Source organism: Nonomuraea sp. GTA35 (genome assembly GCF_041950525.1).
Taxonomy (GTDB): domain Bacteria; phylum Actinomycetota; class Actinomycetes; order Streptosporangiales; family Streptosporangiaceae; genus Nonomuraea.
This window is the reverse complement of the sequence record NZ_JBGNUV010000031.1, coordinates 1-21,706: the sequence shown is the minus strand read 5'-3', so window position 1 is coordinate 21,706 and position 21,706 is coordinate 1. Positions and strand designations below refer to the sequence as shown.

The 21,706-nt window shown below is 68.4% G+C and carries 23 protein-coding genes and 1 pseudogene; 13 read left to right on the top strand and 11 right to left on the bottom strand.

Going from position 1 to position 21,706, the window contains the following annotated elements; genetic code table 11:
- Positions 1–6 precede the first annotated feature (6 nt).
- The 7 genes and pseudogenes from ACBJ32_RS57740 to ACBJ32_RS57710 form a co-directional block, all read left to right on the top strand.
- A complete protein-coding gene (locus ACBJ32_RS57740) occupies positions 7–462 on the top strand; it encodes a roadblock/LC7 domain-containing protein (protein WP_375134108.1) in 456 nt (151 codons plus the stop codon).
- The gene (locus tag ACBJ32_RS57735; RefSeq protein WP_375134107.1) at positions 459–809 is read left to right on the top strand and encodes a DUF742 domain-containing protein; all 351 of its coding nucleotides are present in this window, start codon (positions 459–461) and stop codon (positions 807–809) included. Before ACBJ32_RS57740 ends, ACBJ32_RS57735 begins: the two co-directional genes overlap by 4 nt.
- Positions 790–1,368: an ATP/GTP-binding protein gene (locus tag ACBJ32_RS57730; RefSeq protein WP_375134106.1), complete on the top strand. Its 579-nt coding sequence runs from the start codon at positions 790–792 to the stop codon at positions 1,366–1,368. Before ACBJ32_RS57735 ends, ACBJ32_RS57730 begins: the two co-directional genes overlap by 20 nt.
- Positions 1,365–2,690 carry a cytochrome P450 gene (locus ACBJ32_RS57725; protein WP_375134105.1) on the top strand — a complete coding sequence of 442 codons (1,326 nt, stop codon included), beginning with the start codon at positions 1,365–1,367 and terminating at the stop codon, positions 2,688–2,690. Before ACBJ32_RS57730 ends, ACBJ32_RS57725 begins: the two co-directional genes overlap by 4 nt.
- Complete coding sequence (locus tag ACBJ32_RS57720) at positions 2,594–3,814, top strand: cytochrome P450 (RefSeq protein WP_375134104.1); 1,221 nt, start codon at positions 2,594–2,596, stop codon at positions 3,812–3,814. The genes ACBJ32_RS57725 and ACBJ32_RS57720 overlap by 97 nt, the downstream gene beginning before the upstream one ends.
- 452 nt (positions 3,815–4,266) lie before the next feature.
- Positions 4,267–4,527: a hypothetical protein gene (locus tag ACBJ32_RS57715; RefSeq protein WP_375134131.1), complete on the top strand. Its 261-nt coding sequence runs from the start codon at positions 4,267–4,269 to the stop codon at positions 4,525–4,527.
- Positions 4,467–4,691: pseudogene (locus ACBJ32_RS57710) on the top strand (helix-turn-helix domain-containing protein); the annotation flags it as partial. The gene ACBJ32_RS57715 and the pseudogene ACBJ32_RS57710, both read left to right, overlap by 61 nt.
- A gap of 63 nt (positions 4,692–4,754) precedes the next feature.
- On the opposite strand, the gene ACBJ32_RS57705 reads toward ACBJ32_RS57710, so the two are convergent.
- Both ACBJ32_RS57705 and ACBJ32_RS57700 read right to left on the bottom strand, forming a co-directional pair.
- Positions 4,755–4,943, bottom strand: coding sequence for a hypothetical protein (locus ACBJ32_RS57705; RefSeq protein WP_375134130.1), 189 nt, complete (start codon positions 4,941–4,943; stop codon positions 4,755–4,757).
- Positions 4,944–4,978: 35 nt separating this feature from the next.
- Entirely contained in the window at positions 4,979–5,860 is an 882-nt protein-coding gene (locus ACBJ32_RS57700; protein ID WP_375134103.1) for a TIGR03854 family LLM class F420-dependent oxidoreductase, read from the bottom strand.
- Positions 5,861–6,639: 779 nt separating this feature from the next.
- Here ACBJ32_RS57700 and ACBJ32_RS57695 point away from each other — a divergent pair.
- On the top strand, positions 6,640–6,993 hold the full coding sequence (locus tag ACBJ32_RS57695; protein ID WP_185101836.1) for a helix-turn-helix transcriptional regulator: 354 nt from the start codon (positions 6,640–6,642) through the stop codon (positions 6,991–6,993).
- A gap of 27 nt (positions 6,994–7,020) precedes the next feature.
- Here the strand turns inward: ACBJ32_RS57695 and ACBJ32_RS57690 are convergent, their stop codons facing one another.
- Positions 7,021–7,611 carry a ClpP family protease gene (locus ACBJ32_RS57690; RefSeq protein WP_375134102.1) on the bottom strand — a complete coding sequence of 197 codons (591 nt, stop codon included), beginning with the start codon at positions 7,609–7,611 and terminating at the stop codon, positions 7,021–7,023.
- On the bottom strand, positions 7,608–8,234 hold the full coding sequence (locus tag ACBJ32_RS57685) for a ClpP family protease (RefSeq protein ID WP_375134101.1): 627 nt from the start codon (positions 8,232–8,234) through the stop codon (positions 7,608–7,610). The genes ACBJ32_RS57690 and ACBJ32_RS57685 overlap by 4 nt, the downstream gene beginning before the upstream one ends.
- A 206-nt stretch (positions 8,235–8,440) precedes the next feature.
- On the opposite strand from ACBJ32_RS57685, the gene ACBJ32_RS57680 reads away from it, so the two are divergent.
- Positions 8,441–8,713: a hypothetical protein gene (locus tag ACBJ32_RS57680; protein WP_375134100.1), complete on the top strand. Its 273-nt coding sequence runs from the start codon at positions 8,441–8,443 to the stop codon at positions 8,711–8,713.
- A 173-nt stretch (positions 8,714–8,886) separates the two neighbouring features.
- Here ACBJ32_RS57680 and ACBJ32_RS57675 read toward each other — a convergent pair whose 3' ends face one another.
- The gene (locus ACBJ32_RS57675) at positions 8,887–9,759 is read right to left on the bottom strand and encodes a helix-turn-helix domain-containing protein (protein ID WP_375134099.1); all 873 of its coding nucleotides are present in this window, start codon (positions 9,757–9,759) and stop codon (positions 8,887–8,889) included.
- 109 nt (positions 9,760–9,868) lie between these two features.
- Here ACBJ32_RS57675 and ACBJ32_RS57670 point away from each other — a divergent pair, with 109 nt between their 5' ends.
- On the top strand, positions 9,869–10,669 hold the full coding sequence (locus ACBJ32_RS57670; protein WP_375134129.1) for a hypothetical protein: 801 nt from the start codon (positions 9,869–9,871) through the stop codon (positions 10,667–10,669).
- 571 nt (positions 10,670–11,240) lie between these two features.
- On the top strand, positions 11,241–12,566 hold the full coding sequence (locus ACBJ32_RS57665) for a hypothetical protein (protein WP_375134098.1): 1,326 nt from the start codon (positions 11,241–11,243) through the stop codon (positions 12,564–12,566).
- 130 nt (positions 12,567–12,696) lie between these two features.
- On the opposite strand, the gene ACBJ32_RS57660 is transcribed toward ACBJ32_RS57665, so the two are convergent.
- The 3 genes from ACBJ32_RS57660 to ACBJ32_RS57650 form a co-directional block, all read right to left on the bottom strand.
- Positions 12,697–14,673, bottom strand: coding sequence for a polysaccharide deacetylase family protein (locus ACBJ32_RS57660; protein ID WP_375134097.1), 1,977 nt, complete (start codon positions 14,671–14,673; stop codon positions 12,697–12,699).
- A gap of 967 nt (positions 14,674–15,640) precedes the next feature.
- Positions 15,641–16,012, bottom strand: a complete 372-nt coding sequence (locus ACBJ32_RS57655) for a hypothetical protein (protein WP_375134096.1) — start codon at positions 16,010–16,012, stop codon at positions 15,641–15,643.
- An 83-nt stretch (positions 16,013–16,095) separates the two neighbouring features.
- Positions 16,096–17,331, bottom strand: a complete 1,236-nt coding sequence (locus ACBJ32_RS57650; protein WP_375134095.1) for a serine hydrolase domain-containing protein — start codon at positions 17,329–17,331, stop codon at positions 16,096–16,098.
- A gap of 510 nt (positions 17,332–17,841) precedes the next feature.
- On the opposite strand from ACBJ32_RS57650, the gene ACBJ32_RS57645 reads away from it, so the two are divergent.
- On the top strand, positions 17,842–18,159 hold the full coding sequence (locus tag ACBJ32_RS57645) for a hypothetical protein (protein WP_375134094.1): 318 nt from the start codon (positions 17,842–17,844) through the stop codon (positions 18,157–18,159).
- 177 nt (positions 18,160–18,336) lie between these two features.
- Here ACBJ32_RS57645 and ACBJ32_RS57640 read toward each other — a convergent pair whose 3' ends face one another.
- Positions 18,337–18,603, bottom strand: a complete 267-nt coding sequence (locus tag ACBJ32_RS57640; protein ID WP_375134093.1) for a hypothetical protein — start codon at positions 18,601–18,603, stop codon at positions 18,337–18,339.
- A gap of 592 nt (positions 18,604–19,195) precedes the next feature.
- Between ACBJ32_RS57640 and ACBJ32_RS57635 the strand changes: the two genes are divergently transcribed.
- Entirely contained in the window at positions 19,196–19,465 is a 270-nt protein-coding gene (locus tag ACBJ32_RS57635; RefSeq protein WP_375134092.1) for a hypothetical protein, read from the top strand.
- 1,048 nt (positions 19,466–20,513) lie between these two features.
- Here the strand turns inward: ACBJ32_RS57635 and ACBJ32_RS57630 are convergent.
- Both ACBJ32_RS57630 and ACBJ32_RS57625 read right to left on the bottom strand, forming a co-directional pair.
- Positions 20,514–21,221, bottom strand: coding sequence for a hypothetical protein (locus ACBJ32_RS57630; RefSeq protein WP_375134091.1), 708 nt, complete (start codon positions 21,219–21,221; stop codon positions 20,514–20,516).
- A 155-nt stretch (positions 21,222–21,376) separates the two neighbouring features.
- Positions 21,377–21,538: an RHS repeat-associated core domain-containing protein gene (locus ACBJ32_RS57625; RefSeq protein ID WP_375134128.1), complete on the bottom strand. Its 162-nt coding sequence runs from the start codon at positions 21,536–21,538 to the stop codon at positions 21,377–21,379.
- Positions 21,539–21,706: the final 168 nt, after the last annotated feature.

The following is a 21,706-nucleotide window of genomic DNA, read 5'->3' as shown; positions in this document are numbered from 1 at the left end:
CGTTCCATGGACGCTCACAGCGCTTCCGGCAGGGTCCAGGCCAAGGGTCGCCCGTTGCCCCTCGACGTGTCCTGGGTCCTTTCACCCCTGCTCGCGCTGCCCGGTGTCGCCAGCGGCGTGGTGCTGAGCCGTGACGGGCTGATCCTCGGCGGCTCGGCCAACGTGACCACCGAGAGCGGCGAGCGGGCCGCCGCCATGACCAGCTCCGTGCTCGGGGCCGCGCGAGCCCTGTGCGCGGGCCTCGGCAACGGCGCCGACGACGAGGTGGTGGACATCGTCATCTCCGCCGGCAACGGCTACTACTACGTTGCCCCGGCCGGCGACCGCGCCGCCATCGTGGTCGCCGCCACCGGCGGCGTCAACATCGGCACGCTGGCCTACGAGGTGCAGCTCCAGGTGCAGAAACTGATCAAGGCTCTCGACGAGGCCAGCGCGGCCAGGACGCCAGGCGTCCGGGCATGACCTCCGGACGACAACGGCGGCGGGTCGTCCCTGACTACATGGCCGCCGCGCGACTGACCGTACCCGAGCACATCCACGTCGAGCGCACGACCCTGGTCTACATCGCGCCCGACGCCGCCACCAACGGGCTCGACCCCCCGGGGTCTCATCTGCTGACTCTGCTGCGGGACGGGCCGCTGTCGGTGTACGAGTGCGCCGCGCACCTGGGCCTGCCGTACTGCGTGGTGCGGTTGCTGGTCGCAGGGCTGGTCGGAAGCGGAACGCTGCTGACCCGCGATCCGCCGGCCACCGATCTGCCCGACATTGAGATCTTGGAGTTGGTGCTCAGTGGCCTCCGCGCTCTCTGAAAGCCGTATCAGTACCGAACACATACCGGTCAAGCTGGTCATCGCCGGGCCGTTCGGCGTGGGCAAGACGACCCTGGTGGGCGCTCTCTCGGAGATCAAGCCCCTCAACACCGAGGAGGTGCTCACCCAGGCGGGCACGCTGGTGGACGACCTCACCGGGGTGAACGAGAAGACGACCACGACCACCGCGATCGACTTCGGCCGCCTCACCATGCCCGGGGTGGTGCTGTACCTGTTCGGCGCGCCGGGGCAGACCCGGTTCCAGGTCTTGTGGAACGAGCTGGTCCGTGGCGCGCTGGGGGTCCTGGTGCTGGCCGACACCCGCAGGATCGACGACAGCTTCGCCGTCCTCGACCTGGTGGAGAGTGCCGGCCTGCGTTACGCGGTGGCCGTCAACCACTTCCCCGACTCGCCGGACTACCCGCCGGACGTGCTGCGCCAGGCGCTGGACCTCCAGCCGAGCACGCCGCTGGTGGTGTGCGACGCACGCGACCCCGTCTCCGCCCGTGCCTCGCTGATCGCGCTGGTGGAGCACATCAGAGAGCTGGTGCTGTCATGACTCTGCGCTACATGCCCGACGCGGGCCGCCTCTACGGGCCGGAGTACGCCAGGGACCCGCAGGCCGTCTACGCGGAGCTGCGCCGGCGGCACGGCGCGGTCGCGCCCGTGGAGATCGCCCCCGGCATCGAGGCCCACCTGGTGATCGGCTACCAGGCCGCGCTCGACGTGCTCACCAACGTCGGCGGCGTCTGGATCAAGAACGGCAGTGCCTGGCAGGCGCGGCTCCCCGACACCCCCGAGGCCGCGGGACCCGTCGCCATGCTCGGCTACCGGCCGAACGCGCTGATGTCGGACGGGGCCGAGCACGCCCGGTTCCGTAAGGTGATCTCCGACTGCTTCGACCTGGTCCAGCCGCACAGGCTGCGCCAGATGGTGATCGAGGTGTCGGACTCGTTGATCAGCCAGTTCGCCGCGAAGGGCGAGGCGGACCTGGTCTCCGAGTTCGCCCAGCCCATCCCGGCCCGCATCTTCAACTCGCTCTTCGGCCGGCCCGACTCCGACAGCGCCGGCCTGATCAAGGCCATGGCGGACCTGATGGAGGCCGACGGCGAGAGGGGCAAGCGGGGCAGCGACGCGTTCAGCCGCTACATCGGCGAGCTGGTCCAGTCCAAGCACGCCCAGCGGGGCGACGACCTGACGTCCTGGTTCATCGACCATCCGGCCGCGCTCCAGCCCAACGAGCTGGCCGAGACCCTCGTGCTCGTGATGGCCGCCGCGTACGAGCCCACGGCCAACCTGATCTCCAACACGATCTCCCGGATGGTCAGCGACGACCGCTACTACAGCTCGCTGACCAACGGCGCGCTCGGCACGTACGACGCCCTGATGGAAGCCCTGCGCGCCGAGCCCGCCATGTCGAACTACGGGCCCTATTTCGTCCGTCAGCCCGTGCACTTCCACGGCACCTGGATCCAGCCGGCCGAACTGGTCCTCGTCTCCTACGCCGCGGCCAACACCGAGCCCACCAACGTGCCCGAGGAACTGCGTTCCGACGGCGGCGCGTACCTGGGCTTCGGCGCCGGGGCGCACCGCTGCCCGGCCAGCGACCCGGCCATGATCATCGCGATGACCGCGATCGAGCGCCTGACCTCTCACCTGTGTGACCTGGAACTGACCGTGCCGCGCGAGGAGCTCTCGTGGCGGCCGGGCCCGTTCCACCGCGCGCTGGCGCATCTGCCGGTGCGTTTCACTCCCATTCGACCTGATCAGCCAGGAGAATCCCCTTGGGCAGTTCAGCCCCCGTCGTCCTCGACCCCTTCGGCACCGACCTCCCCGGGGAGGTCCGGCGACTACGCGACCTCGGCCCCCTGGTCCTCGTAGAGCTCGCCGGAGGCATCCCGGCCTGGGCGGTCACCCGGCACGACCTGCTCAAGCAGCTCATCCTCGATCCACGGGTGAGCAAGGACAAGCGGCACTGGGGGCAGCTGGAGCGGGCGTTCGCCACGCCGGGCTGGTCCTGGATCATCACCTGGATCGGCGTGTCCAACATGCTGAGCGCGTACGGCGACGAACACCGCCGGCTGCGCAAGCTGATCGCCCCCAGCTTCACCGCGCGCCGCAGCAAGGCCATGCAGCCGATCGTCGAGCAGATCGTCGCGGAGCTGCTGGACGCGATGGCCGCGCAGCCGCCCGGTCAGCCCGTCGACCTGCGCGCCGCCTACGCCCACCCGCTGCCGATGCGGGTGATCTGCGAGCTGTTCGGCGTTCCCGCGCACATGCGGGAGGAGATGGCCCAGGTCATGGAGGCCATCATGGACACCACCGCCACCCCGGAGCAGGCGGCGGCCACGGCCGCCAAGATCGCCACGGTGCTGCCCGCCCTGGTCGCCTACAAGCGCGAGCACCAGGGTGACGACCTGACCACCGAACTGATCAACGTCCGTGACAGCGGTGACTCGCTCAGCGAGACCGAGCTGTGCGACACCCTGCTGCTGCTGATCGCGGCCGGGCACGAGACCACGGTCAACCTGATCGGCAATGCCGTGCACGCCCTGCTCACCCATCCGGACCACCTCGGCCGGGTGCTGGCCGGGGAGATCTCCTGGGACGCGGTGATCGAGGAGACGCTGCGCTGGGCGCCGTCGATCGCCAACCTGCCGCTGCGCTTCGCCATCGAGCCGATCGAGATCGGCGGCGTCCGGATCGAGGCGGGCGACGCGATCATCACCAGCTACCTGGCGGCCGGGCACGACCCCGACCAGCACGGCGAGGACGCCGACCGGTTCGACCCGACCAGGCAGAGCGCCGAGCACCTGGCCTTCGGCATCGGCGTGCACCGCTGCATCGGGGCCCCGCTCGCCCGCCAGGAGGCGCTGGCCGCCCTGCCCGCCCTGTTCGCCCGGTTCCCTGACCTTCAGCTGGCCGTGGACGCGAGTGAGGTGGGACACGTGCCGTCGTTCATCGCGCACGGGTGGAGCAGCCTGCCGCTCACGCTGCACCGCTGACCTTCACCCGCGACGCGCGTCTCCTCCGCGTCACTTCGGGGCGGAGGAGGCGGCGCGTACGGGGTTCTACCGGCTGCTCCGCACCCGCAGGACCATGAGCGTCAGTGAGGAGATGAGCACGAACAGCTTGTGCCGGTTCAGCCCGGTCCGCCAGCGGGCCCGCGACGATCGTCCCGAGGGCCAGGAAGGCCGTCTGGACCGTGATCTGCAGCATCAGCGCCTCGGCCGGGGCCAGCCCGGCGGGCAGCCGGATGTAGTCGCTGAGGATGGAGAGGCCGAACGAGGAGACGGCGAAGCAGCCGAGGAACATTACCGCCCGCGAGCTGAACGCCCACGCGTAGTCCCGGGAGCGGAGAGTGGCCAGCGCGGACCCTGTGCCGTTTCATGACTCCTCGCGTGGTGCTTGATCTGCGGGTTTGACCACCGAAGGCGGTAGGGCAAGATCGGGGCTTGTGTCTGTTCGTCTGCTGTATCTGACCTTGATTCGGGTGTTTGGCTGGCTCGTGTTGCCGGGGCGTGGACAGGCATTCGAGGACGTCGAGATCATGGTGCTCCGGCATGCGGGTGCCGCATGGAAGCGCCAGGTCGCCCGGCCGAAGCCGGACTGGGCCGATCGGGCGCTCTTGGCGGCGTTGGTCCGCTTCCTGCCGAGGTGCCCCGAGCTCATCGGCTGGTCACCCCGGGTACCTTGTTGGCCGCGCATCGGCGTCTGATCAAACGCTCGTGGACCTACCCGCACCGCGCCGGCCGTCCTGCGATGAGCAAGGAGGTCCGGGAGTTGGTTATACGCCTGGCACGAGAGAACCCGAGGTGGGGGTATCGGCGGGTCCACGGCGAACTGGTCAGCCTCGGCATGCAGGTCAGTGAGGCGACCGTGCGACGAATCCTGCGTTCACGCCGACCCGGGGCACACCAAGGTCTCCATCAAAGCCGGGGCGGTTCAGTGGCCGGCCACCGCGTTGACGGCCGAGTGCCTGTTCTCGTGGCTGAGCACCAGTACCTCAACGTCTTTGGACACACCTGGGTGGACAAGCACTGTCAGCAGGTCGAACAAGCCCTCCACCGACCGGTGGACAAGCGACAGCGACACCGGGCGATGGTCGCAGCCGCTGCTGCGATCATGCAGCAAGCCCCTAGTTCAGAGCACGACGGTCAGGGTTGTGCTCAGTTCTGCAGCGGCATGAGGTGGTCGGCGAACTCGTCGAGCCAGCGCTCGGCCGAGGACACGGGCGTGGCGGGCCGTACGACGAACTTGGTGATCCCGGCTTCGACGAAGCGCCCGATCAGGTGGCGGGCGGCGGCCCAGCCGACGGGGACGATCTCGGCGGGGTCTGCGCCGGGGTTGCGCCGGGCGATGGCGTTGATCGCGGTGGCGGGGATCTCGGTCGCGGCCACCGCGAGGCTGATGCCGTAGTGGTCGGCCTCGATCTCGCGGCCGGCCTCGGCCGCGTGTGCCGCGATCGCCGTACGGCCGGCGGCGGCCTGGTCAGGGGTGAGGAAGCTGGCCAGCCAGCCGTCGGCGAGCCGGCCGGCGCGGCGCAGGGCGCGCTCCCCGCTGCCGCCGACCCAGATGTCGAGCGGCTTGGCCGGCAGCGGGCCGACCTCGGCGTTCTCCACCGTGAAGAACTCGCCGCGGAAGGTCACCTTCTCCTGCCGCAGGAGCAATCTGAGCAGTTCGAGCGACTCGTCGAACACCGCGCCGCGTGGCCCCGGAACAGGGAACGCCTCCCGTTCGGCGGGCCTGGCCGGCGTCAGCCCGAAGGCCGGCAGCACGCGCCTGGGGGCGAGCGCGGCCAGCGATGCGAGTTGCTTGGCCACCCGCACCGGGTGGCGGCCCGGCAGGATCGCCACCCCCGTGCCGACCTTCAGCCGGCGGGTGGCGGCCAGCGTGTAGGCCATGCCGACGATGGGCTCGACGGACGGCCCGTGGACGATCTCCGACAGCCACAGCGAGTCGATCCCGAGAGCCTCGGCCCGCTCCGCGAGCCCGGCGAGGTGGTCGGGGGTGTCTCCAGGTGGCGGCGCTATCCCGATACGTACCTTCATCGGCCCATTATCGGCCCGGCCCCGAAATCCACTGTTTGCGCTCCTTCCCGCCGGTGGCGGCTGGTCCAAGGCGGTCGGTGCGCTTCTCCCAGATTCGGCGCTGCTCCAGCCGATCACATCAGAGCCGAGGCGGCGCTCTGAAGGTGGCGTCCGTTCCGGAGTTGTCCGCGTGGTTTGCCCACGTGGACGGTGCCCGGGGTGACACGCGAAACCAGCGACGACTTGGATTTGAGCGGGCAGCTTGTGTCGCGTCGACGTCGGCGGTCATGGCCGCCCGCGCGGGTGCCGCGTGGTCGGGCTCGGGTCCGGAGGCAGGATCCCGGAACACGTCACGATGCGGCTGAGCCGACGCGATGCCGGTCATCAGGTCCACGACCAGCCCGCGGTGGGGCTCGCGCGATCCTCGCGACCTCCAGCAGGTACGGCACCAGGTACGGGGCCGCGTCGTACACCTCGCCGGGTGTGCCGATCCCTTGGAACAGCCCGTGCCGCAGCCGCCACACCGGCGAGCCGAATAGTGGGTCACAGGGTTTGATCTGGGTTCGCTGCGTTCGGCGGCTCAGCTCCGGCAGGACTCGACCGGATCCTCATCATGAAGGAACACCACCTGCGCAAGCGGTGCTCACGTAACTGGTCTTCGGCTTCACCGAGTGGTCGCCGCCGCGACGACCGCTCGGTGAGCGCGCGAATGGCCTCCGGCTGGGCAAGGGGAGGCGGAGACGGTTCTGCTCTGCGCGAAGCCGGCAGAACTCGAACGCGCCATCGACCTATGGTGAGGTATGGCCTCATCCATGCCGTCGCGTCCAGCGATCAATCGGACTGCCCCCGAGCCGTCTCCGGCCCGCGAGCCGCTGTGGCGGCAGGTGCTCGGTGAGCGCTTGAGAGGGCTTCGCCATGAGCGGGGCGAGAAGTTGAGCGAGACGGCAAGCCGCGCCGGAGTCTCGCCGCAATATCTCTCCGAGATCGAACGAGGCGTCAAGGAGCCGTCGAGCGAAATGATCGCCGCGGTCGCCGGGGCGCTGGATGTGACCCTGGTCGATCTGACCCTTGCCGTTGCCGAGAGTTTGCGGCCTGCTCAGCAGGGCGCGTCGAGAGGTGCCACCTGCTCGGCGGCGTATGCTCTGGCCGCGTAGCGCGGCTTGCCGGGGTTGTCCACGGGCCTATGAACGCTCCTCGATGATCTGATCGAGGAGCCCGTACTCCAAGGCCGCGGTAGCGGTGAACACGCGATCGTGATCGGTGTCGGCGCGCAGGGTCTCGACCGTCTGGCCGGTGTGCCGTGAAAGTATGCGCTCGATGTCCGCCCGGACACGTACGACCTCGTCGGCCTGCAAGATGAGATCGGGGATCGTTCCGCGCCCCTGGGCTGCCGGCTGGTGCAGGATGATCCGCGCGTGTGGGAGAGCGGCACGTTTGCCTTCGGCGCCCGCGGCGAGAAGTACGGCACCCACCGCGACGGCCTGTCCCACACAGGTCGTCGAAACCCGCGGGCGGATATGGCGCATGGTGTCGTAGATCGCGAGCATCGCGCTCGGGTCTCCGCCTTCGCAGTTGATATAGAACTGGATCTCCGCCTCGGGGTTGTCTGAGTCCAGAAAAATCAGCTGCGCGATGAGCGCATTCGCGACGCCCGCGTCGATTGCCGTGCCCAGGTAGACGATCCGCTCGGTGAGCAGGTGCGAGTAGACATCCATGATCCGCTCGCCACGAGGGTTCGAGGCGATGACGTTCGGGATCGTATATGTGGTCACTGGCCGACTCCTTGGGTGACGCCGAATCCGAGCCGTGGGCGGTTTTGTGGCGCGATTTCGTCGAAGTTCTGCACGATGGCGTCGATGAAGCCGTAGTCCAGCGCTTCCTGTGCCGTGTACCAACGATCGTGCAGAGAATCCTCGAATATGCGCTCGACAGGCTGACCTGTGTCCTCGGCAATCAGACCGAGCACCGTGTCGCGCGTATGCCGAAGGTCGCCGGCCTGCAGTTCGATGTCGACCGCGGTGCCACCGATTCCCGCCGAGCCTTGGTGCATCAGGACGCGTGAGTGCGGTAGAGCGCGGCGCTTCCCGCGGGCCCCCGACGACAGCAAGAACTGCCCGGCGCTGTAAGCGATACCCAGGACGAGGGTCGATACGTCACAGGGAATGAGGCGCATGATGTCGCGGATCGCAAGCATCGACGGGACCGAGCCACCTGGGGAATGAATCCACAAGGCGATATCGGACGACGCATCCTGCGTGGCGAGTGCCATCAGCTGGGTGGCCAGCAGTGTCCCATTGTCGTCGTCGAGAGGGCCGTCGAGAACGAGAACACGCTGCTCATAGAGTTCGCGTCTGATTCGTGGGTTGAACAGCGGAAGTTTCGATTCTTCGCTCATGCGTCCATCTTGTGAGGCGATCCGGACCGGCGTCGACACGATCTGCCTGGGGCAGATCTGCTCTGAGCAGCGAGAGCTCCTGAGCAGGGACAGCGCGATTACCGGCCGGTTCGGGGAGCGCGGTCCGGCTGCCGGGCCGGGTTCGATATTCGTAGGGGTATGCATGGCCAGGACGGTTTCGTTCGGCTCCACTTGTCGAGCCGAACTTGTGGATCGTCTGGGGCCTGCACTGGAACGGCAGCTTTTGGACGCAGGTCAACCCGCCCAAGTGGAAGGGCTCGCTGTACGGCGTCGCCGCCGTCGGTGAGGACGACGTGTGGGCAGTGGGCTACGAGCAGGACGTGACATCCGAGGTCACGCTGTTGCACTACGACGGGCGGCGATGGAAGCGCAAGGCCGGGTACACCGAAGGCGGCAGGAACACCTCCGGCCTCGCCCGGGTCAACGCCAACCTGCTGCTGGCCGCCGGGAGCCGCTGAGACATCTGACGACGTACAGCCTTCGTGGAGCAGGAAGTCCGCTGGTTGATACACGTTGGTTGCGCAGCAGCCGCTTCCGCGCCCGCTTCAACGCGGTGAACCTAGCGGGGAAGCGGGCGATCAGCTCCTTCCGGAACTGCTGTGAGAAGGACGTGACGGCGCTCATCGGCGGTTCAGGGCGCGGTGTCGATCTGTTGGCTCTGCGTTCCTGTGGCGCCGCGGCGCCACAGCGGCGGTTCGCTCTGGCGCGGGCCGAGCTCCACCGCGACCGCGGTGGTGTAGCGGCCGGGCGGCACTTCGTGCGAGAACGGTCCGCATGCGCGCGCCTGCCCTGCTGCCAGCGCACCGAACTCGCACGTACGGAGGGTTTTCGCCAGCGGCGCGCGGGATTTGACGTTGTGCAGCCAGACATAGGCGACCGCGCCGTCGACCGCTCGGACCGCGCGCAGGTCGAGGGACGCGACCACGGCGCCGTCGGTCACCGCGACACACGGTTGCATCGATATCGGCACGCGCGCCGTCGCGTGCGGCGAACGGCACCGCGTGGGTGCGTCCGGCACGGCGTCGCCCGAGGCCCAGATGAACGCCGCGTGGGCCGCGAGGAGCGTCAGCGCCGTACCGGCGACCGCCGCGACCTTCCAGAGAACGCGTGGCCGGCGCTCCCGGCCACGGACTTCGTCCGTCGCGTCGGTCGCGTCCGCCCCGTCCACCCCATCCGTCGCGTCCACCGCGTCCGGCTCGATGCGCGCGGGTTCGCCGGCGGCCTGGGCATGCTGCTTGACCTGGTCGTTGATCTCGTGCCAGCGCCGCTCCCACTCGGCGGTGTCCGTCACGCCGCAGGCGCGTACGTAATCGAGGGCCGCCGACAGGCTGGGCAGCCGGAGCCCCTTCGCGGCTTCTGAGAGCTTGCTCGGCGAGCAGCCGACCCGCGAGCCCATGATCCGGTACGTCGGTTGTCCCGCCGCGACGCGCAACTGGCGCAAGTCGTGCGCGAAGCGTTCGATCAACCCGCCCTCGGGATCGAGTTTCCGTTCTGGCCTGCCCATTCGCCCTGCCTCGTTGATCAGACGACTGATCGGTGGTGATCAATCAAAGCGTGACAAGGATGAGCCGTGCTGAACAAGTCGGCCGTCTGAGGAGGCATGAGTGAGGACGATGTTCGCGGCGGCGGTCGCGGTCGCCATGGGATGGTGCGGCGTCGCGGCGCCGGCGCACGCCGCGACGGGGGTGGCCTTCCGCGCGTACTCCGGCGCGAGCCCAAGCACGCACCAGGCCCAGTTCGAGAGCCTGCGCGGCCGGGGTTACCGGCCGATCACGGTGAGCGTCTCGAAAGGACCGAGGTATGCGGCTGTCTGGGTCAAGGGCGGGGGCACAGCCTGGATCTCTCGGAGCGGGTTGTCGGAAGCGGGGTTCAAGACGCGGTTCGACGAGTACCTCGCACAGGGATATCAGCCGATATCGGTGTCCGCGACGGGTCCGGCCGGCCGTGCGACGTTCGCCGCGCTGTGGGAGAAGCGCTCCGAACGGTTCTTCTCCCGCATGGGGCTCACCGGGGCTGAGTTCGCCGCTCACAACCGGAAGGCCCACGCGGACGGGTACGTACCGGTCTCGATTGATGTGTACGGCACGCCGTCGGATCCCCGGTACGTCGCGGTCTGGCGGCAGAGCGAGGGAGGCGGATGGTACTACTCGTACGGAAAGTCGGCCGCCGGGCACAAGAAGTTCTTCAACGAGCGCACCGCCGAGGGATACCGCCCGACGGCCGTCGCGGTGGGCCCGGGAGGGACGCGGTTCGCCGCGGTGTACCGCAAGGACGGTGTCCAGCCCTGGTACCACTACATCGACACCTCCGCCTCCGCCTACCAGCGCAGGTTCGACAGCCTGGTGGCGCGCGGCCTGCGCCCGGTGCAGGTGAACGTCGAGGACGGCGTGTACGCCTCGGTCTGGATCAGCTGACCACCGGGGGGCGGAGGCCCGGCTGACGCCGGGACGGGAGAGCGATCCCGGGAGGGCAGCAGGAGGACGATGGTCCGGTCGCCGGGGCCTGAGCCCTGGCGACCGGCCGGCCCGGCCGACCGACCGGCGGCCGGATCCAGTCCGTCGGCGCTCGGCTGAGCTGTCCGGGTTGCGCTGCCGCAGGCGCCGAGCCGGCTTCGCCGCCCGGAGCCACGGCCGGCACCCCGGCCCCGAAGCCGCGCGCCTGGTTGTACTGACCACGGACGTTGGTTACAGCATCGCCGATGCAGCGGATTGGCCGCCGAGCGTGGCGGCTCGAACCGCGGCGTCGGCCCGGCATCGGCGGACGCTCAGCAAGCACGGGCGTGTGTCCGCACCAGTCGGAGGAGCGGTGCGCGTCACCTCTAGGGTGGTCCTTTGCAACGAGAGTCAGGAACGACGGGGGTTTGTAGTGCAGCGCGTCAGCCGACGGATCAGCACCATCGCTGGGGCGGGTGTTCTCGCACTGCTCCTGGCCGGTTGTGGAGGCGCCGGCACCAGCGAGAGTGCCGGCGGCGAGAAGCCGGAGGCGGTGGAGACGGCGAAGGCGGCGGACAAGCCCGCGTCCCCCGGTACGCCGCTGACGCTCGACACCGCACCGCGGCGGGTGAGCTACACCGGCCGCGACGAGAAGGTGCACCAGCTGACGCTCAACCCGACCCTGCTCACACGGGGTTCGGTGGACGACCTCGACGGGGTGCGGCTCGACGACGACATGCGCGGGATGGTGCCGCACTATCTCACCGTGTCGATCGCCAACGCCGGTACCGGTACGGTCGAGCCCGCCATGGCCGTCAGGAACTTCCGCGTGGCGCTCGCCGACGGCACCGCGGGCAAGGCCGTCTCGTTCTTCAGCGGCAACCCCCTGGCCTCGCCCGGCACCGGCCCGCTGGAGACGTGCGTCGGTACGAGGGCTCCGAAAACCTTGACGGCCGGCCAGGCGGCGACCGAGTGCCGGGTCGTGATGCTGCCCGAGGACGCCAAGCCCGCCACCGTCTCCTACAGTGACGAGTCCGTCACCAGGACGTGGAAGGTGGAGGGCGGCGAGGTCGGCGGCGGCGTGCTGGCCGCGGGCAAGCCGGCCAAGGTGACGTGGAAGGACACGAATGACAAGGACGTGCCGCTGACCGTCACGCTGAAGAGCGTGCGCAAGGCCGGCGCCGGAGCGCTCGCCGACTACAAGCTGAACGCCAGGCAGAAGGCCGCCACGGTGTACTTCGTCACGCTCTCGTACCGCAACAACGGCACGTCCAAGCTGTACCCGGGCATGGACGAGGCGGTCTCCCTGCGTACCGAGAGCGGACAGACCCTGCGCAAGCTCACCCTCATCGCGATCGGCAGCAACGGCCCCAAGGGCTGCCGATCCGCCGTGCCCTACGGCATGGTGCAGCCGGGCAAGAGCGTCCAGCAGTGCGGCGTTTACCTCGTCGACCAGGGCGACAAGCCCGTCACCGTCACCTTCTCCTCCACCACCGAGGGAGCCGACCCCGTGACCTGGAAGGCCGGGTGTCACGCCGGCGCCCCGCTGCTGTTCCTGAAGCAGCAGCAGGACGGTCGCGGCGGTCGCCACATGGCTGCACCTGCCGACCTCGCAGCCCAGCAGCGTGGCGTGCGGTCCCACGAAGACGTGGTCGCCGACGAGCACCGGCTGATCGCCGGCGACCGCGGACCCGCCCAACCTGCGTTCTCGCAGATCACCGACGCCTCCCCGACCTCGATCCGAGACCCCTCGGCATCGAGCACCGCACCGTACATCACGCGGACTCTCGCCCGACCGACGGCGACCATGCTGGCGGGTTTCAGACGCCGCCTTCGCCGCGACATCCGCCATCGGCGACCAGCAGCCCTGCCGTCGTGAGGATCTTCCTCTTGCCGTTCGGGCTCGGCCTGCCCTCGCTCCCCGCCCGGTTCACGTGATCAACGCGGCCGACGACGGCTCTTGGGGCGGGTTGCGGCCGTCCTGGAACGCCACCAGGACGGCCGGACCGTCACCACCGCACGGGCAGCGTCCCGATGAAGCGGCCGAGCGCGCCTGCCAGAAGCCGGTGGTCGTGCAGCGACGGGTGCCAGTCGCAGCCGAGCAGGTCGAACCCGAGGGCGTCGTTGTCGTAGTGGAGCGCCGACACCCGCCTGTCGCCCTGGCTGTTGCGCTCCCGGACGACCTGCTCGACGCTGTCCGCCAGCGGGGTGCCGGACATCGTCGGGTAGGTCAGCACGATGGACGTGCCGGGGCCGTACCGGAGGCGGAGCTTGGCCAGGAAATCCAGGTAGGCGGCCCGGAAGTCGGCGGCGAGCGCGGCGGTGTCGGCCCACTGCTCGCCGGGGTTGAGCGGGGTGGAGAAGTCGTTGATGCCGAGGCCGACCACGACGACCTGCGGCCTCCAGGTCTTGGGCGGCTGCCAGGCCGCGGTGCCGGCCGCCTGGAGGGTGCGGTCGTAGTACGTGCGGAAGTCGGTGCCGGGGCTGCTGCCGTTGTAGTTGCGTACCATGCCCATCCCGGACCAGGCCGTGAGCTGGTGGTCGGCGTTCAGCGCGCGGGCGGTGAGGGCGCCGAAGGTCTGGTCGGCGTTGGAGTTGGGGTTGATCCCGCCGCTCGCCGAGCAGTCGCGGCTGGTCGACATGTTGCCGTAGCCGGCGGTCCAGGAGTCGCCGATGAACTCGATCTGCCGGGTGCGGGCGGCGGGCGGGGCGAGGACGCGGCCCCCGGGCGCGGCGACGAACCCGCCGAACTCGCCGGGCGTCCACGGGCTCTCGGTCCGCTTGACGAGGCGTACGGTGTGCACGCCGCCGCCGAGGCCGGTCACCCAGTGCGTGGTCCTGCCGGGTGTCCGCAGCGTGACCGGGGCGGCACCGTCGATCTGGACGTCGTAGTCGTTGGCGGTGTCGTTCAGCTCGATCCCGACCCCGGTGCCCTGGAAGCGGCCCTCGAAGGTGATGCCCGGCCAGGTGTAGCGCACGCTGTCGCCCAGGTTCTCGACCCGGCCGGCGGTACGGGCGCGGGCCAGGGTGTCGCCGGACGGGTCGGCGCACGTGGCGCCCGCGACGGTTCCGTCCCCGGTGCCGGTGAGACCGAACGCGGTGGACCTGCCGGGCCCGACGGCGCTGTTGTGGTGGGTACCGGTGACGGTCACCGTCCCCGTGGCGCCGGTGGCGACGCCGTTCCACAGGGCGCTGATCCGTACCCCGGCGGGCAGGGTCAGCGTGACGCGCCAGCCGTCGAGCGGGGTGGTGCCGGTGTTGGTCACGACGACCTCGCCGCGGAAGGCGCCGTCGCGGGCGGCGATCGTCCGGTACGCGGCGGCGCACGTGTTGCCGGGGGCGACCGCCCGGCCGGTGACCGGCGAGATCCTCCCGGCGCACAGGCCGCGTTCGCGCAGGTCAGCGGCGATTCGCGGGATGGCCTGGACGGTGTTCGCGGGCCAGTCGTGCATGAGGATCACGTCGCCGGACCGCAGCTGTCCGGCCTTCGCCGCGATCTGGTCGGCGGTGGCGTTGTTCCAGTCCTGGGAGTCCACGTCGGCGTTGATCTCGGTGAGGCCGTGCCGGAGCTCCACCGCGCGCAGCCCGTCGTCGGTCTCCAGGTAGGGCGGGCGGAACAGGCGGGGCGTGGCGCCGGTGACCCGCGCGATGACGTCCTGAGTCCGGGAGATCTGCGCGTCCTGCTGCTCGGCGGTGAGCTGCGTCATGTGGGGGTGGTCCCAGCTGTGGTCGCCGATCCACATGCCGGCCGCGACCTGCTCTCTCGTCAGGTCCGGGTACGCCTCCACGTTCTGGCCGACGTTGAACATGGTGGCGCGCAGCCCGGCGTTTCTGAGGGCGGAGAGCAGGGCGGGGGTGTTGCCGGGGGTGGGCCCGTCGTCGAAGGTCAGCCCCACGTAGCCGGAGCAGGCGCGGCCGGGGGCGCTGGTGCCCGCCGACGCCCGCGCCTGCGGCGCGGCCAGGCTCGCCGCAGCGAGGGCAGCCACGAGAGCCACCGGGACGATGGCCGCGCTCCGTAATCTCCACCACCATAAGACGTGCACTGTCCACTCCTTTGCCGACCGAGACGAACGAAGGGGAACGCCTGCCGCCCGGCCCGGTGCCCACCGGATCGCGGCAATGGGGCGTTGGCGATGGGGACGTTAAAGTGCCGGGCCGCACGTACGGCCGCAGACGGGCAGGAGTGCGGCGAACGGTCGTCGGCGCGCTGCGAACGGTCGCTCCTCGCGCCTCGTCCGTGAAAGTTACCTGCGCCCGCCAGGCGTCCGATTCTTTGAGGTCCTCCTGGAGAACTCCCTTCAGGACGACCAGATCACCGGCAGCGGCGAGGCGTGCTCCAGCGGGACGGCCCCCAGGGGAACAGGCCGAATACCGCGCCGCCCGAATAATGTCGTCCCGGGTGCCCGCGCCGGCCTCGGCGTCGACCATCATCGTGGTCACCGAGTGGCCGAGGATGTCGTGCAGCTCCCTGGCCGGCAGCGCTCGCTCACGCCCGCCCTGCCGGGGGAATGTGAAGGTGAACCTCAGCCGTGGGCCGTACCGGCGACGGACTCGTCCGGAACGCGCTCCCCGGCGTTCGCCATCGAACTGTTCTCGTGCACGTGGCCGAGGTAACGGCCGTCATCGCGACACATGATGAGATGCCCAGCCACGGCTGGAGCGGGGTCTTCCCTGTGTCCAGGGCTTCTTTTCGCTGTCGCCGTGCCACGGTGAAGTCGCCGGAGACGAGCTGACCGCCTGCGCCGATCCGCCCGGACTCGACGTGCGCCAGGTGGCGCCCTGCCTCCCCGCCCTGGATCATGCGCAACCACGTCCACCTGCATCGGCGCCTGCACCTGCACGTCAACACCCGTGGAGACGCCTCGTGCGGGACTGTGTCGCCACCGCGTCAGACGAGGTCAGCCGGTAGTCGTCAACCTCCTACGTGGCCGACCCGCCGTCAGACTCTCACTCTCAGCCGCAGCCGAGCGTGATCCTTGTCAGGGTGCTCGCGAGTCCGATGTGGAACTTCTTCTTGCCCTTGGTGCCGCCATTGGTCACCAGGCACTTCGTGAAGTTTCCGCCGATCGAGTTCTTGATGTGCAATCTCGCATGCACCTTGTGCTCGCAATGGTTGTTGAAATAGACCGTGACGCTGCTCCGCCCGTCCCCCCACGAGTAATTGCTCTTCGCCTTCTTGGGCGCCTTGCACGCGAGACTGGTGCGGTATGGGGATTGCGCCTTGGCCTGGCTCGCGCCGTCGAGGGCGGCGGCCTGGGCGGTCCCACCGGACAGCGTGCCGACGACCGTAGCCGTCGCGACCAGGACCTTTACTGCCTTCTTCATTCTCGATTTCCTCTCGCAAGTGGGGTGCCGACGATGATCAGCCCACATTCTCCGGGGAGGACCGAGACAAGTGATCGCGCAGCTCAGAAGTACTTCGAGGTCAGGTCGGTGGTGGGCCAGGAGGACACGGTCACCTTGTTCATGTCGTCGTCGATCCCGTCGTAGTCGAGCGACCCGCTCTCCTCGCGCCGGTTGAGCAGCAGGGCGTAACTGAACCCGTTCTGCAGCCGCGCCAGGTACGTGTACGTGCCCGGCATCGAGCCGTTGTGCCAGGTGTTGAGGTGGCCGGTGACCTGGCGGCACCACCAGCCGCCGCCGTACCAGGTGCCGTACTCGTTGGCGCCGATCTCCGGCTTGGCCACCAGCTTGGCGATCGAGGACGAGCTCAGCACGGTGCCCGGCCGGTCGAAGGCGAGGGTCCAGCGGACCAGGTCCACGGCGGAGGCCAGCCAGCCGCCGTTGGCGTCCTGGTTGGGCATGTTGAAGCCGCCGTAGGGGTACGGGACGACGGTGCCGGAGGTGTCCAGCACGGTTTTGTTCGTGTACTGCGACTCGTAGCGGACCTCGCCGGCCGCGGCCTCGCTCCTGAGGCTCTTGCCGAGCCTCATGCGGGTGATGCCGAGCGGCTGGAGCAGCTTGGTCTTGACGTACGTCTCGTAGGGCTGTCCCGAGACCTTCTCGATGATCCGGCCGAGCAGCAGGTACCCGTAGTTGCTGTAGACCATCTTGGTGCCCGGGGCGTGGTCGAGCGGGCGGGCGGTGGCGTACCGGATGATGTCGTCGTGCCCGATCGGCAGCGGTACGTCGAGCGCGGCCGAGATGGTGTGGTCCAGCCAGAGCTGGTCCTTGGAGACGTCGCGGTCCCAGCCGCCGAGGTGCTGCATGAGGCGGAGCACGGTGACCTGCTCCATCCGGGCGTCGGCCGGGGTGAGGCCGAGCAACTGGGTGACCTTGGCCGACAGGCTCAGCTTGCCGTCCTGCACCAGGCGCATGACGGCGGCCGAGGTGATGTTCTTGCTCAGGCTGGCGATCCGGAACAACGACGTCGGCGACGGGACGGAGGGCAGCCTGGAGTAGTCGTCGTAGGTGTAGCCGCGCGCGAGCAGGATCTTGCCGTTCTTCATGATGGCCAGTTGCGCGGCCCTGATCTGGCGATCCAGCACGAACTTCTTGAGCAGGTTGTCGTACCCCGCCAGTTGCGTCGGCGCGGTTCCCGACGTGCGTACCACAGGGGCGGGTGGCGCCGCCTGTGCCGGCCGCCCGGCGATCAGCACCGCCGGCGACGCCGCGAGGAGGGTTCTGCGGGAAAGGCCGGTCACTTATGCCCCTTAAGTCGCATCCGATACCTGAGCCACATAGCTTACGGATGTCGTGGTCTTCGTCGAAGCGGACCGGCAGGCGTAGCGAGCGGTTGCACCACTGGCTTCACCCCCGCGAGGTCTCCGGGAGGCTTCGCCGCGGTCCGAGTCCGCTCGCCCGCCCGAGTCGGCCAGTCAAAGGCGGCGGAAAGGGCGGCTCTACACGCGGGACGTTTATCCCGACTCGCTATCGCCACTGACCGGCGGTTGCTGCTCGCGCCCCTGCTCTCCCGGAGATCCTGGCCCCCGGGTAGGCGGTCGGCTCATGCTCAGCCGCCAGCCGGCGGGGTGGCGTGGTGGGGAGAGACCCTGGCGATGGTCATGAGACGGTCGGTGCGCCAGGCCACGATGTAGTCGAACGTGGCGTCGCCCTCCACGGGATGAAGACCATGTCGGAGGCGGGCAGAGGTCCGGCATCTGGGCGGCCGGCGAGGGGCGACCCGTGGCCTGAGAGCTTGGGATCTGGCTGCGGTGCTGGTGATCGAAACGGGCGTTGTGCCTCCGGAGAACGACGCGTTCGTGTCCGGGTGGGTGTTGCGGATCGTCGAGCGGCATTGGATGAGCAACGCGACTTCGGTGCTCGCCGATGACCGGTTGCTCGATCACATGCTGCTGTCCCTGTTCCAGGCGGCGGGCGTGGCGGGAGGGCTGAACTGGAGTTCAGGCCGGGAAGGCGATCGCACCGTCATCGGCGAGTTGGTCGAGCTGACCAGGACGGGCCGCGCGCTGCGTAAAGCGTTGCTCGACGGCTGCGTGAGCCGGGTTCCTGAATGGATGCGATGCTGCTGAGGCTGCTCCCTTCGTCAAATTGTGGCGGGAGCTGAAGCCGGACGCGTCCGAGATCCTGGTGACCGACCTCGTCCACATCCTGCGTGACGGCGGCTTCCCGATTCCATCGTGACGTGGGAGCTCGACTCGCGTCAGCCTCAGCGCGTTGACGGTGGCCATCACCAGCGTGTCCGCTGGTCAGCGGATCATGCCTTTACCTGTAGCTACGTTCCGGTCGTGGCCAATTGCAGATAGTGACAAAACGTGGTCTCGTGACCGGAAGGGAGAGGTGATGCCACGCCGGGTGGTGATAGCAACGGGAATGCTGACTGCATCGCTGATGATATCCGGGGCCGTGTGGGCATCCGGACAGCCATGGAACGATGGGTACGGCTGAGTCGGGATGTGGAGATTAGCAGCGACCGGAAAGACGTTGCGCTGTGTGATCGCCTCGATGATGAACAAGGTGGCCGTGGAGTACCGGACGACGATCGGCCGGACAATCCTCCTGCAGGCACGGCCGAAGCGCGGATGCGTTCTGGATTCAGTGCTCTTCGGCTCCATTGAGCGGGCCGCATTCTGCTACGGCCCGGACGTCGATCCTGAGGGTGGCTCACTGCGCTGGTGTGATTCAGCACGTACTTTCTAAGCCCCGGGCCCCGAAGGGGCCCATTCTCGTGGAGGACTGGAGGTGCGGGCGTGCTGACTGGAGTCGCTTCCCGTGGGCTGCCGCAGTGCTCCCCGTCAACGCAGTCCGGGGCTTGCCGCGCTCGCCGTGCTGCTGGTGCTCGGTGGTGCGCTGGCCACGGCGCTGCTGGTGATGCGCGCCGAGGAGCGTAGGTCCGTCATTCGTGTCACCGGGCGTAAGCGCCGGGCAGCCCTTGAGTCGCGGTGTGCTGCAGGAGGCGCGTATCGCTGATGACGGAGCTGCGTACTGGTCCTGGTCGCAGCGTGATCAGGTAGCGGCGGCCGTGGCGACGGTCACGGTGCTGCGGGGACGTTGCTCACCCGGCCGATGGTTGTGGGTGGTGACGGCAGAGGGGTCGCGGGAAGGGCTGTGAGGCTGGGGCTGGCGCTCAAGCCGGGCCAGGCGCCCTATGACCTGCAGCGAGGGGAACGGGTTCAGCTCATCCACGTGCCTGGCCGCAGGAACGGCTCCGAGGGGCCGGTGGTCGTTGTGGAGGCCGCGGTGGTGGACGGCGTGAGCTACACATCCGGATCGGCTGGCCAGGCCACGGTGATTGTGGACAGCGTGGTGGCGCCCATGGTCGCGGTCCATGCCGTCAGCGGTGAGATCGTCATCGCCGCCGTACGGGCGCAACCCTGATGTCGGACAGTCCGCGAAGTGCCCTCGGCACGCGGGACGCCAACCCTACGCCGACCAGGACCATCCACCCCGCCTGGCGCCACAGGGCGGCGGACACGGCTTACCTGGGGAGGCCGGGGTGTGGCGTACCACGGACTCGCCTACGCGTGCACCCACGTTACATACGGGGCGCACCGCCTAATGTCTCGCCAAGATCATCCCGAGCATCTCCTGATCATGGTCTTACGGCTGCATGCGGGCACCACCGGCTGCCTGCCAAGGGCGCAAAACAAAAGGCTCGCGGCTGTGAGACCGCAGGTCGGTGGCCTGATATGCCGATCTAGGCAAGTGTCCCCGGCAGGATTCGAATCTGCGGCACCCGTTTGGAAGAGCTCGAGGCGAATGGGGTTCGGTATCCTTTTGGGCCATATGTGGTTGTTGCTCGGCGTGTATTGGCGTCTCAGCCGGCACCTCCTACCGTCCATCGTTCGTCGGGCGTTTGCCTGGTGAACGCGATACTCACGGCGGGAGCCTCGCACGTCGGTCCCGCTCTTCAGGTGCGGTTCCGTCTGAGGATCTGATCGGAACACCGCAGGTCTGCGCTTTGGGGCCTCGCTCTAGGTGTGCAGCTGCTTTCAGCCAGACGAACTAATTCCCCATTTGTCCGGCTCCCAAAGAGGGCGGTCAGCTTCGTCTGTTTCTACCAGGCTTGCCAGGACGTATCCGTGATAGCCGCGCCCGCGTACGATCAGCAAGTTGTCGAGGTCCGCATGAGGTCCGAGTTGTGCGGCCACGGTGCGAGTCGATCGCGCATCAGGCTGCTCGATGGTAAGGCCATCCATTGATACGGGCAGACTCACGGCCGAGACGTCGCCGAAGGCAATATCTATACGAGTTGTGCCGGAAGTTTCCCGGCCGCTGCGCAGCAGCAGTCTGGAGTGTGAAGGAACATAACTCCACAGCCGGAATTTGCGCGCCGGGTAAGCTATATCAAATTGCACGTATGGTTCCCCTCCGTGCTGCCTCCTGCTCCCCGTGGGACGGGGAGCAGGAGGCAGATCGCGTTGGCTCATCGGAACGGATTCTTCACCTTCTTGCCGTCGAGGATGAAGGTCACCTCACCGAGTCGCCCGTACTTATGCAGTATATAGAGCTCCCAGTTGGTTACATTGCCGTACCTGGGTCCTATTTCTCCCGCCCCCTCCATGGCCTCCTCGATCGCCTGCTTCACGGTCTTTCCCTTTGGTACGAAGCCATCCAGGTTGAAGGTGAACTTCGCGCCGCGTTTCACTGCCTCCTCGAAAGCCTTGGCGGCTTCTTCCGCGTTGAGATTCATGAAGTGCTTCAGGCCGAGCTTCTTGGCGAGTCCGGTCAGCCCTTGATCGCTCAGACCCAGCAGGTAGTGATCCCCGGTCGGCTTCGGATTCTTTCTGGATTTGCGCGCCGAGTCCACCGTGTCATCAGCCTTGCTGACGAGCTTCCTGATCACCTTGGCCGGAAGGCCGATCGCCTTGCCCCATGGAATGATGCCGGCGCACGCGATGGCGTCCCCACGGGCGCATTCGGGGTAGTCGTCGATAAAAAGCGCCCAGAGGAAGTCCCTGACCATGGTCATGGCCTGCTCGTTACGCTCCGCGAGCGTCTTCTTCACCCAGGCGTTGACTGCGTCCGGGTCGGTCTGGGCCTTCCACGCCATCCAGACCGTGCGCTTACGCTCCTTGCTGAGATTGCTGTAGTGGGTGTTGTAGACGTGCTCGGCGACCTCGGCCTTGGTCAACGGCTGGCGCTGGGCGAACTTCTGCTGGATCGTGGTCGCGCATTCCTTGCGGCCCGATCCGTCCCCGCACCAGTCGGGGCGCAGCCCGTCGGGGTCGGACTGGCCGATGGGGTCATTGCCCGCATAGGAGTACGGATTCGCCCACTCGGGTGTGGTCAGGTCCAGCAGGGGTCCGCACTGATGAACTTGGCGATGGCCGGGTCGTAGTAGCGGGCCTGTAGGTAGGACAAGCCGGTGGAGCCGTCCTCGGTCTTGCCCAGGAATCCGCGATCGGTGAAGGGCAGGTCATCGCCGCCGCGCCGCTGGCCGAAGGGCAGGTAGCGCTCCCGGCCGACTTGGCCGGTAGTGTCGTTTACGGCTAGGGCGTGTATTGGGTTGTGATCAAGGGGTGGGTCGTGTGAGGTCTTTGATCCAAATCATCGCGCCACGAAGGTGGAGGCCGGCGATGTAGCTCTCAGGGGTCTTGTCGTAGCGGGTGGCGATGC